Annotated in this window: 11 protein-coding genes; 1 reads left to right on the top strand and 10 read right to left on the bottom strand. The window is 54.6% G+C overall.

All coding sequences use genetic code 11. The features are described 5' to 3' along the window. Both B2310_RS10150 and B2310_RS10155 read right to left on the bottom strand, forming a co-directional pair. A partial coding sequence (locus B2310_RS10150) for a discoidin domain-containing protein (RefSeq protein ID WP_290731135.1) occupies nt 1-1007 on the bottom strand: 1007 nt, incomplete at its 3' end. Between the two features lie 33 nt (nt 1008-1040). Beyond that, on the bottom strand, nt 1041-2204 hold the full coding sequence (locus B2310_RS10155; protein ID WP_290731138.1) for a tRNA dihydrouridine synthase: 1164 nt from the start codon (nt 2202-2204) through the stop codon (nt 1041-1043). A gap of 135 nt (nt 2205-2339) precedes the next feature. Here B2310_RS10155 and B2310_RS10160 point away from each other — a divergent pair, with 135 nt between their 5' ends. Further along, nucleotides 2340-2687 (top strand): HU family DNA-binding protein, encoded by a 348-nt coding sequence (locus B2310_RS10160; RefSeq protein ID WP_173382507.1) that lies wholly within the window; start codon nt 2340-2342, stop codon nt 2685-2687. Nucleotides 2688-2738: 51 nt separating this feature from the next. Here B2310_RS10160 and B2310_RS10165 read toward each other — a convergent pair whose 3' ends face one another. The 8 genes from B2310_RS10165 to B2310_RS10200 form a co-directional block, all read right to left on the bottom strand. Beyond that, the gene (locus B2310_RS10165) at nt 2739-3443 is read right to left on the bottom strand and encodes a pseudouridine synthase (protein WP_290731141.1); all 705 of its coding nucleotides are present in this window, start codon (nt 3441-3443) and stop codon (nt 2739-2741) included. Continuing rightward, a complete protein-coding gene (locus B2310_RS10170) occupies nt 3443-4390 on the bottom strand; it encodes a hypothetical protein (RefSeq protein ID WP_173382505.1) in 948 nt (315 codons plus the stop codon). The genes B2310_RS10165 and B2310_RS10170 overlap by 1 nt, the downstream gene beginning before the upstream one ends. Continuing rightward, a complete protein-coding gene (locus tag B2310_RS10175) occupies nt 4390-4968 on the bottom strand; it encodes an MlaC/ttg2D family ABC transporter substrate-binding protein (RefSeq protein WP_173366575.1) in 579 nt (192 codons plus the stop codon). The genes B2310_RS10170 and B2310_RS10175 overlap by 1 nt, the downstream gene beginning before the upstream one ends. Before the next feature lie 9 nt (nt 4969-4977). Beyond that, a complete protein-coding gene (locus tag B2310_RS10180) occupies nt 4978-6342 on the bottom strand; it encodes a TolC family protein (RefSeq protein ID WP_290731146.1) in 1365 nt (454 codons plus the stop codon). 74 nt (nt 6343-6416) lie between these two features. Next, nucleotides 6417-7118 carry a lytic transglycosylase domain-containing protein gene (locus B2310_RS10185; RefSeq protein ID WP_173366573.1) on the bottom strand — a complete coding sequence of 234 codons (702 nt, stop codon included), beginning with the start codon at nt 7116-7118 and terminating at the stop codon, nt 6417-6419. Continuing rightward, complete coding sequence (locus B2310_RS10190) at nt 7108-7797, bottom strand: hypothetical protein (RefSeq protein ID WP_290731149.1); 690 nt, start codon at nt 7795-7797, stop codon at nt 7108-7110. Before B2310_RS10190 ends, B2310_RS10185 begins: the two co-directional genes overlap by 11 nt. A 3-nt stretch (nt 7798-7800) precedes the next feature. Further along, nucleotides 7801-9654, bottom strand: a complete 1854-nt coding sequence (locus B2310_RS10195) for an alpha-amylase/4-alpha-glucanotransferase domain-containing protein (RefSeq protein ID WP_290731152.1) — start codon at nt 9652-9654, stop codon at nt 7801-7803. A gap of 109 nt (nt 9655-9763) precedes the next feature. Further along, the gene (locus tag B2310_RS10200) at nt 9764-10462 is read right to left on the bottom strand and encodes a hypothetical protein (protein WP_290731155.1); all 699 of its coding nucleotides are present in this window, start codon (nt 10460-10462) and stop codon (nt 9764-9766) included. Between the last annotated feature and the right edge of the window lie 65 nt (nt 10463-10527).

Here is a 10527-nt window from a genome sequence, read left to right on the forward strand (position 1 = left end):
AGTTCGTTACCGATTTGCCACTGCCTGATGTTGTAGCCTTTTACTTTGTTTGCATATCGCACCCAGGCGGCAGCTTCCTTCGAAGTTCCCGTGCCCGCGTTCACGCAAATCACGGCCTGTGCGTTCGGGAGCGTCTTGATATACTTCATGAACTCCTCGAAATCCCACTTGATGTCGGTCCAGTCCGTGCGGGCCTTGTCGCCATTGCGCGTAGACATCGCGTAGAACTTGTAGTTGTTGCCCTCGAGCAAGTCACTCTCGCCGCTGAACAGCTTCATCTCGCGAATCTGCACGCCCTTGCTCGGCAGGTCGGGAGTCTTGAAGCGGATGGCCACATAGCGGGTCCTGATCTGCGCGAACTTGTACTTGGTCGTCTCGGAGTTCACGCGCACCACGGATTCCGTCTTCAGCTTGTTTTCCAGCGCCTGGTGCACGCCCGGATATTCGGCATAGTCCTCGGTCCAGTACGCAAACTCGAACGCCTTCGGGCGCAATTCACCCCAGTCAATCTGCAGCGAGTCAAGATTCATCTTCTCCGGAAATTCCACCACTATCCACGGCGGGTCCACCGGGTCGAGGATTTCGCCCCACCACATCGTTTCCTTCTTGCCATCGGCGAGGTGGCTCCTGCGAACAAAGCCGTAGTTGTCCTTCGTGGTACCGCGGTAAATCGTCTCGCCCAAGAATCCGCGCGCCCACTTCGTAGTATCCGCTGTCCAGAGCCCGGTGCTATCGTAGCTGCCGATTCCGTTCCAGTGATAATCGTTCGAGAGGCTCCCGTTCGGGAAGCGGAACAGCGTGTAGCCGCCGTCCACAAGCGCACTGGTCATATCGTAGTAACGGCTGGGCGGGTTCCAAATCGCAAGGTCCGCCGCCATCATGTTCTGCTTGTCGATAACGACGCCCGGATGCAGGTCATCGACAATCACCGCGTTCTGCGCGGCAAGGGCAGTTCCAACACCAGCGAGTACAGAAAGCGCACCCGCGAACAAAGGGGAAATATTCATAGAAACCTCACCTTGTAAATATAATATAGGCGGCTAACGGCCCTTGAACTGGTCGCCGAACTTGAGTTCAGTTTCCTTGGCGCCGTTCAGGTTCACGAGGCGGCCGGGGTCGAACACCAAGTCCTTCGCAACGCCTTCCTTGAGGGACTGCGCACGGTCCAGGAGTTCGGCTGCGCAACTGCTCGAAAGGAGCGCCTGGCGCACCTGCATCGCGACATCCGAACCCGAAGTTGCATCGTCTAAGCAAAAACCCTTACAGAGCCTTGCGGCGAGCTGCTTGAGCCTGCCTTCGGCCCCCTTGTCGGTACTGCCATCCTCAATCTTGAAACCGTAGTAAAGCTTGAACACGTCGAGCGCCTCGCCCGCGGTTATCACGCGCTTCGGCTTGCCTTCCCAGGCGTCGGCAATCTGCCCGAAAATCCACGGGTTGTGCATGGCGCCGCGCCCGATGGCCACGCCGGACACGCCATAATTTTCAATTCGCTCGCGGGCGACTTCCACGCTGTTCACGTCGCCGTTCCCGATTACAGGAATCCTTGCGGCAGCGGCGACCTTCCCTATCCAGTCCCAATCGGCGAGGCCGTTATAGCCCTGCAGGCGGGTGCGGCCGTGCACCGTAAGCATTTCAACGCCCTCGCCCTCGGCTATCCGGAGCGTCTCCAGCACGTTGATGCTCTCAGAGTCCCAGCCGATACGGCACTTGAGCGTGAGGGGCATATCCACCCCGCAGCCGTCCAGCGCGGCACACACGTCGTGCAATATCTCCTGCAGGCGGGGCAGGTCACGCAACAGGCCCGAGCCGCTGCCCTTGCCCGCCACCTTCGGCGCCGGACACCCCGCATTCACCTCGATGTAGTCGGGCTTGAGCGCCACCGCAATCTTCCGTGCGGCATCCGCCATCTTGTCGGGGAAACGCCCGAAAATCTGCACCCCGAAGGGCCTCTCCTCCGGGAAAAACCTGAGCTGCTTGTGGCCTTCCAGGTTGAACACCGCATCGCCGTCCGTGGGCACGAACTCCGACACCAGGAGCCCCATGCGGTCACCCGAAAGCACGCGGCACAGCCTGCGGAAGGGCGCGTCCGTCACCCCGTCCATCGGTGAGAGTATCGTGTTCGGGAACACTTCCAGATTCCGCAACCGGAAAGTTGTCCGCGACGGCTTTTCGACCTTTTCCAAATTTTCAACATCTTTCAACATTTTAGCAACAATTATCCACACATTGTCCGCAACGAGAGCCCGAAAAAATTATTTAATTTTCAGCCAAGGTATACGCTAACTCTTTGTTAAACTTATATTTATGACGTAAAAAATCTATTAACCCCACACTGAACCGTGCCAAACGTTACAAAACAATCGCTAATTCAAGAAATCGCCAAGTCCACTGGATTTGTGCGCAACGACATCAAGACCGTCATCGAACAGTTCCTTGACCTTGTCGGCGAGAAACTTATCGAGGGCAACACCATCGAAATCCGCGGATTCGGCACGTTTGCGTGCAAGCCGCGCAAGGCCCGCCCCGCAAGGAACCCGCGCACCGGCGAGACCGTCCAGATCGAAGAACGCATGGTCCCCACGTTCAAGTTCAGTAACGACATCAAGGACAAGATTAACTCGCTCGAAGGCATCCTTGGAGAATCGGCAACCGAACCCGAAGAAGCCGAGGCCAAGATCGAAATTTAATTCTCGCTCAAGACTATACGCAAAGCCGACGCACAAGCGCCGGCTTTACTTTTACATTAATGAGGCTATCTCGGCGTCACTTAAAAAGCGCCACCCACCCTTGCCGAGCGTCGCATCCAGCTGCAGGGGGCCGATTGAGATGCGTTCCAGCGTCTCCACGTGGTTCCCTACGGCTGCGAACATGCGGCGGACCTGGTGGTAGAGTCCCTCGCCAATGGCTATCACCACGGAGCCCTCCTCGCGAACGATTTCACGGGCAAGCACGGGTCTACGTTCGTCCTTGAGCATCACGCCCGCAAGGAGCTCCTTCTCCTGCGCATCCGTAAATTCACGAGCAAGCGTCACGCGGTAACGCTTGAGACAGCCCTTCTTGGGGCTCTCGACGCGGTGGATGAAGTCGCCCTGGTTGCTCAGGAGCAAAAGGCCTTCCGAATCCGCATCAAGCCTTCCCACCGTCTGGATTCCCATGGCAGAGAACCTATCCGGCAACAGAGAATATACTGACTGGTGGTCGCGCGGATTGTGGCTGCATTCCACATCCACGGGCTTGTGGAGCATCACGTACAACTTTTCTACGGTCGGGACATCCTCGCCATTCACCATGATACTCTCGGGACGTGAGGCAAACTCCATAAACGGGTCGTCGAGCACCTCGCCATCCAGTTCGACAAGTCCCATACGCACAAGCGCACGGGCCTCCTTGCGGCTTCCGAAGCCGATGCTAGCAAGCAGGCGGTCCAAGGTCAAAGCGGGCATCAATCCTCCACCATAAAAGCGACTATCTTGTTGCGGATATATCCGAGTTCCGGCAGTTCCCCCGTCTTAAGCACACGGGCGCGACGGCGCCAGAACGAAACAAAGAGAATTCCGCCGTAGACGGCCACAAGGAACAGCCAAAAGAAAATGCGGCAGAAGTTGGTCGAAGCGCAAATTTTCCCCGCCGCACGCAGTTCACGGTTACGTTCCCAGTCCATCCGAAAATCCCAGGCTTCCAGGTAAGGAAAACCCTTCGCAACCGCATTTGCGGCGGCTCCATAACCCATCGAAGTATAGTCCCCGCGAATTCCTTCGACATAGCAGTCCACGAACTTGATGTCGAGTAGTCGGAGGCTTTCCGCAATAATATTTTTGAGGTAACGGAAGGCACGACCGTCCAGATCCGGCGTAAGCAGAATCGTCCAGAACTCCTTGTCCGTAAGCTTGCGCTTTTCCTCTTTCTCCGCGGCAGGCTCTTCATCGGGCTTCCCGGATTCCCTGGCCTCAGGTTCTGCTGGATTCGCCTTGATTTTTTCCTCGGTTTGTTGTTTAGGCTCCGCTTCTACAGGCCCTGGCACGGCTGGTTCAGCCGGTTCTATCTTGAGGGGCTTTGCCTCTGACGGCTCGGGTCCAGAAGTTTTTTCTTCGGCAGGTTTCGATTCTACCGGAGCCGGTTTCTTCTCGACGACCGGCGCAGGGGCAGTATCTACAAACTCCGGCACGGCGGCGTCGGAATCACCCGAAGCGTCGACATCGAAAGCCTCTTCGCCATCCTTGTGCTTTCGCTTCTTCTCGCCGCTCCACAGCCGCTTTCCCAGAAAGAAAAACTCGGCACGTCCGCCGCGTTCGTTCGCATCGAAGTCAACCCTGAACTTGAGAGGGAAAAACAGGACAACCAGCGCGATGACGCAGACGACAACCAGCAGCCAGAAGAAGAATCCGCCCATTACTTTTCGGCTTCGTCAGCCTTCTTGCTAATGATGTCGATGAGTTCGGCAAAGCTCTTGGTCTTCAAGATCTGGCCGAACTGTTCCTTGTAGTTGCGTGCGGTCGAAAGGTCGTCGATGACCAGGTCCCAAGCCTTCCAGTTGCCGTTCACGAGGCTCATCTTGTACTCAAGCACGGATTCCTTGCCCTTGTTCCAGAGGTGGGCCGTCACGCGGGCCTCGTCCGTTCCCTTCATCTTCGCAGGTTCATAGACGGTGGAATCGGCACGGTAGAGTTCAAGACGCTTTGCGCTGGAATTGCGTACCATGCGCTGGAACTCCGCGACAAACTTTTCCTGCGAGGCGGCATCCTGCTTGTCCCAGTCGCCCTTCGCAAGCGACTTCTTAGCAAGGAGCGCAAAGTCGAACGAATCGTTCAGCAACGACTTCACGCGTTCCATTTCCTTCGCGTTCCTGCTAGACTTTTTAAGGAGCGTCTGAAGTTCGGCGTCCTTTTTCTTGATTGCAGCCACGGGATCATCGGCAGCGAAAGCAAGAACCGATGCGAGCGAGAGCAACACAAACATCTTCCTAATCATACACATCTCCTATTTTTCCATGAATTCTTTATGAAAATCCGCAAGCGACATCCCCATCTTGGATATCAGGGACGCAAACTCGATATTATACTTGCACACGGCGAAGTAATAATCCTTCTGCAAAGATACATTCTGCGTGTAGGCAGAGACAAGGTCACCCGTCTTGGACTTGTCCAAATCATACTGCATGGCGGCCCCTTTCAGGATTGCTTCCGACGCCCGCAGGCTCTCCTTGATGGCATCAAGCTTGTCCTTCGCAGCAACCACCTGGTAATACTGCTCCACAGCCTTCGCGACAAGGCCATCGGCCGCATAGTGCTCCTTCATCTGCAATCCGCGGTATTCCGTGCGCGCCTCGCGGAAATTGGACCAGTCTTTCCAGAAGTTCAGGCGGTAGCGCAAACCGACCCCAATAAGCCCCGAAAGCTTGTTGACGGCATCTTCGGCAAAGGCGTTCTTCACCATGACCTTGCGGTTGCCCGCCCAGCTCTTCACGTATTCAAACTGGCCCATGATAAAGAACTCCGGAGCAAGCCTAGCCTCGGCCAAGTCCATCTGCAGCCTCCGCGCCGAAAGTCCCGCCGCAAGCTGCTTGAGTTCCGGATGGAACAGCACCGTATAATTCTGCACCTCTTCCAGCGTCGGAAGCGGTTCCGGGCGCGGCGCAAGGCATGTATCTTCGGCAACAAAGACGTCTCCCTCGGAAAGCCCCAGCGAGAACCTTATCGCGAGCTGCACGCGTTTCATTCCCAGATCCGCATCCGTAACGCCCTCCTTCACCGAATGGAGCTGCGCTTTCAGCTTCAGGAGGTCCATCTGCGAAACGTTCGGGTCATCGTCATCCAGCGCCTCCTCGAGCTGTTCGTAGGCCTTGTCCACCTGCTTCTGAGCATCGGACGCAATCCGCTGCATTTCCTTTGCAAGGAGGTAGTTGTAGTAATACGACTGAAGTTCGACGTCCTTCTTGTTGACCTGGCTTTCAATGGAGTACTGCTTTTGCTGGACATCCGCCTCCAGAGCCTTTTTCCCAGAGCGATACTGTCCAAAGTTCAGCGGTTGAATAAACTTGCCCTCGACACCCCAGAACGGGCCCATCTTCGAAAAGTCATAGACATCGATAGTATCGCCCCAGTTGTCTATGGCTTCCTTCAAGCCAGGTGCGGGCCCAACCATCATCGCGATATTGAATGTCGGGAGGATTACCTCGGAAGTGAGCGCGGAAAGCTTTTCCTTCTTGGCCTGCACACCGAATCTGGTTTCGGCAAGCTGGGGATCATTGGCAAGCCCCTTTTCCACAAAGCGCATACAGTCATAGCGGACCTCTCCCGAAAAGGCAAAGGTCGCCACCAAAAGGACTGCCACGATGCGGAACATAATATAAATCTAGCAAAAACATGACAGGAAAGCCCGTCAGCGGTCGCCAAATTACCTCCGTTGGTCAGGAGATTCTACTTGCCGCCATCTGCAAGAAAATCGATGCGCGAAAGATTCCAGTATTTCGCCATCACGTTCTCGTAATAGCCCGTGGGAAGCGGACGGTTCTGTTCCTGCATCCTGTCAACTGCCGAATGCCCGATATTGTAGGCAACGAGCGCATCTTTCCAGTTTCCGTACTTCGCGATAAGGCGAATGAGATAGGCGGTTCCCACAATCACGTTCACTTCGGGTTTCATCAGGTCTTCGGTCGTCTCGATATTGAGACCAAAGCGACGCCCCATCTTCTGTGCCGTTTCCAGCTTGATCTGCATAAGTCCAAGCGCCCCCGAAAAGGCCCCCGACTGCATGCGTCCGCGGGCGTTCGGGTTGCCGTGGCTTTCTTGCGCAACGACCGCCAGAATGAGCAGAGGATCCGTCGAATACGAATGCGCATTTTTCCAGATGAGTTCCGTGAGTTCCGCGCGGGTTTCCGGGGAAATGCGTCCCTTCGAAAGGTATGCGAGCGCCTTGTCGATTTTTACATACTCGATGGTCCAGCGACCCCATGTTTCAAGCTGTTCCAAATCCCCGCGGAGTTCCATTTCCTCGGTGACAAGTTCTGTCATCTGGTTTCGCCGGACGAGCCAAAAATTCGTAAACACGAGAATCGTCACGAACGCGACGGCAAACAGGACAAGCACCATCGGGCCAGAAACCCGGACACTATTTTTCACGGCGCGAGTTCTCCAGGTATTCCAGATACGTCACCCAGTCCTGGATAATGCCAAAGGAACTGAGCATAGTCGTATCCTGTACCACGCCAAGCTTGCGGAGCGGACCTATAGAAGATTCCAGCCTGTCAATTTCGCGGACATAGCGTTCCTTCTGCGCCTGAAGCGCTATAATCTGCGCCTGCTTATCGGCAATCTCACGACCCTGCGCCGCTACGATTAAGAACAGCGTAATCGCCCAGCCCACAATTAAAAGAGCACCCGCAATGGCGACACTCGGGCTCAACCTGATTCCCGTCTTGACCGCATAATGGATTCCAATCTGCTGCAGTTGCTTCGACATGCCCGAATCCTTGTAGGCACTCCTGCTCGGGAATATCTCGAAGATGTTGCGATACTTCGCAAAGTATTCATCCAGTTCCTCGCTGTCGAAGATCAGGACCAGCTTGGAGTTCTGAGCCTGGAGCTTATTCAAAAGTTCAAGGAACAGGTCAAGATAATCGTTCACCTTGAAATGCGCATGCGAAAGGTTCAGGAAGAAAAAGCAACCGGGGCCATCCGCAAGCATGTCAATCTTCTCGCGGACTGCCGGAAGCTGAAAAGCGCCCAACGAACCGGACAGCGTAATTTCCACGTCTTCTCCGTAATCTTCGACCTGTATGTCAATCAAGTCAGAGCGCACCGTCTACCTCCCCGATACCGACACGGAAATGCCGAACTTCTTTTCGTCCATAACGGTAAGCGCCGTCCGCCAGAACGGATATATACGCAAGCCCTGATAAACCTCGGGGGCCGCTGACGACGAGGCCCCGAATACAGGACCGACAAAAACGGATGCGGGCGAATCGAACTTCATCGTCACGACGCAACCCTGAGCGAAATCCTGAATCTTCATTTCCTTCGCTTCCGGATAGACCAACGGATTCTCGCCATCCCACTTCAAGTCAAAGCCATCGATAACAATCCTTCCGCCGGATTTTCCAAGCAAACCGAGTTCGAAAATGGTACCGAAAAAGCACTTTGAATCCATGTACGTGGAATTTGACAGCGTGTACTTTACGGAAATACTCGATGCACCAGGAGCAAGCACATAGTCCTTCTCGACACGGAATACGCCCTTCTTGCCGCCAACCGTAAATCCCTGCTCTTCCAGGAGCTGCACTTCGGCCCCCGACTCGCTGCGGCTAATCGTATAGTCGTAGGGATCCTTGAGCAGGTATTCGCGGAGGGAAAGCGCAAGCCCAATCTGAACTGGAGTCATGTCCACGTTCGGCAAGAGACAGTCGAGGAAGCCCAGGGAGGGTTCGCCGTCATCGCGCCACGCATTCAGCAGGTTCACTGCCGACGACTTGTGGCACAGCAGGCGCAGGACGCCACCGGCGCGATAGTCGAGCAGCGAAGACATGTTCGAATTTTCCATCCAAATCTGCTTTTCGCCGCGCAGCAAGAAATCGCATACTTCCACGCGGAGCCCCGAAAAAGACATCATCGAGTCTAGAGCCGAAGAAGCCGTAAGAAGATAACGGAAGCCCCATTTGCGGACATTCAAGCACCGCATCCCCTCCTCGTTTGCCAAGTCGCGGAAGAAAATCGGGGACATCGCGGGAATAAGCCTGTCGCAAAAGACTTCGAACTTTTCGTCAGAAAGCGAATCACGCCCCCGACGGAAAAGCGAAAGGAAAAACTTCTGCAGCACGTTGACTTCGGGCCTGCGGATCAGCATCTCGCGACAGGTCTTCGCCGAGGCGGGAAGCCCGAGCTTGCGGCCCGCCGACATGAGGTAGCTGAGCGAACCTTCAGGTTCAAGCTGGTTCACCGTATAGCCCACAGGCCACGTCTGCACGTCGTTTGTTTCTACAAAATCAACAAGACGCTCGAAGAAAGCGACAATTTCGCTAGGTTCCGGGGGCAAATCCAAAAGAACGACAGCCGACTTTCCTTCTCGGCAGTAAGGCTCCGCAATTTTACGCCAGTTGAGATCGTCGTTCTCGATGGCACGCGAAAGCTCACCGGAAACAGGAACGATGCGCATCAGCGCTCCCTTGTCCTCAATAGTGAACCAACCGGATGTCGGAGTCGAACGTCCGAGAGCATCCTGGATTGCAGCCTCGCTCACCAGTGCATAGTCGAAACCCGATTTCGCGAGCACCGCCGTCATATCCATTTCCCAGACAAGCGAAGAATTGAAGTATCCCTGCGGCTCCATGTCGAAAAACTTCCTGAGAAGCGTGCAGTGCTGTTCCAACTGCAATCGTTGCACTTCTTCTGGGAATAGCGGAAGCATCGGATCGTAGAAGCCACCGCCCAGGAATTCGAGAAGACCTTCGCGGATACCATTCTTTATCTTGCCAAATGCAAGCGGTTTGGCCACCTTGCGAAGCATGCGAAGCGTCGGGCCATCCATGTAGACCGAACACTTCACCAATCCAGACGTAAGCAACACGTCAAGGCCGTCGAGCAAATTACGCGCAACGGCTTCAAGATCCTTGTAGGCTGTGGCGGGCGATAGCTGGAGAACAAAGGAAATTGTCGGCTTCATGTAGTGAAGAATAGAAATTTTAGTTGCCAGTTATTGGTCATTAGTCATTGGATACTAGCAACTGAGGGACTCGGGATGTTTATTGAGGGGCCTGGCATGATTGCTGCGGTTAAAAACCGAGTTGCACAAGCAGGCCGCCACCAGGTTCGCGCAGGTTTATCGCCGGCGCAACGCTGATTTTGTACCGATCTTTGTACTGTTCAGCCTTTTCCTTATAGCGTTTGCCTTGCTCCTTTTGCGCCGACGAGCCAGAAATATCTGAAGCACCCAACGAGAAAGTAACGGGAACTAAAGTTAGCAGCGTTGCTATGCCAAAAGTTCGCCCCGCTATAGCCGTTCCCAGGTGGTCATAGTCGACAATGAAAGTCAAGGTCACCCCTACAGCAACAGAGACCACCCCCAGAGCAATGGATTTCCAGCCACTTTCAAATCTTTCTGATGCGTATTTCTGACAGTTGTCGCTCCAGCCGCGATAAATATCTGCACTATCCGGGCTAGGGACGTTTCCGTACACTAGGGACAGGAGCGAATCCTGCGGAAGGTTCTTGTCTATCACGGAATCCTGTTTGAAAAATTCGGAACGGCAGCCCCGATCGACGACTATGAGTGAATGCGGATGCTCGGAACCCATGTTTATCACTCTGACAGTGTCCGTGGTCGCCATTCCATAAAAAACGGGGACGGCGAAGGACATTGCAGAAAAAGACAATAAAAACAAAAGAATGTGTTTTAAGCTAGTCATTACGAAGAAAATAAACAATGCAAGCAGCTTACGCAAGAATGCCTGTCGGCCAATTTTACCCTTCATCTAGAAAGGTTAGTAGCGCATGCAGGCGGCTAGCGGGCACAAAAAAAGCCCGCGGGAATGTGGCG

The sequence above is a fragment of the Fibrobacter sp. UBA3629 genome (genome assembly GCF_002374005.1).
In the GTDB taxonomy this organism is placed as follows: Bacteria; Fibrobacterota; Fibrobacteria; order Fibrobacterales; family Fibrobacteraceae; genus Fibrobacter.

Excerpts from the sequence above, each read along its gene's own strand:
- B2310_RS10155 (WP_290731138.1), bottom strand. The coding sequence starts at position 2,204 with ATGTTGAAAGATGTTGAAAATTTGGAAAAGGTCGAAAAGCCGTCGCGG.
- B2310_RS10165 (WP_290731141.1), bottom strand. The coding sequence starts at position 3,443 with ATGCCCGCTTTGACCTTGGACCGCCTGCTTGCTAGCATCGGCTTCGGA.
- B2310_RS10170 (WP_173382505.1), bottom strand. The coding sequence starts at position 4,390 with ATGGGCGGATTCTTCTTCTGGCTGCTGGTTGTCGTCTGCGTCATCGCG.
- B2310_RS10175 (WP_173366575.1), bottom strand. The coding sequence starts at position 4,968 with ATGATTAGGAAGATGTTTGTGTTGCTCTCGCTCGCATCGGTTCTTGCT.
- B2310_RS10180 (WP_290731146.1), bottom strand. The coding sequence starts at position 6,342 with ATGTTCCGCATCGTGGCAGTCCTTTTGGTGGCGACCTTTGCCTTTTCG.
- B2310_RS10195 (WP_290731152.1), bottom strand. The coding sequence starts at position 9,654 with ATGAAGCCGACAATTTCCTTTGTTCTCCAGCTATCGCCCGCCACAGCC.
- B2310_RS10200 (WP_290731155.1), bottom strand. The coding sequence starts at position 10,462 with ATGAAGGGTAAAATTGGCCGACAGGCATTCTTGCGTAAGCTGCTTGCA.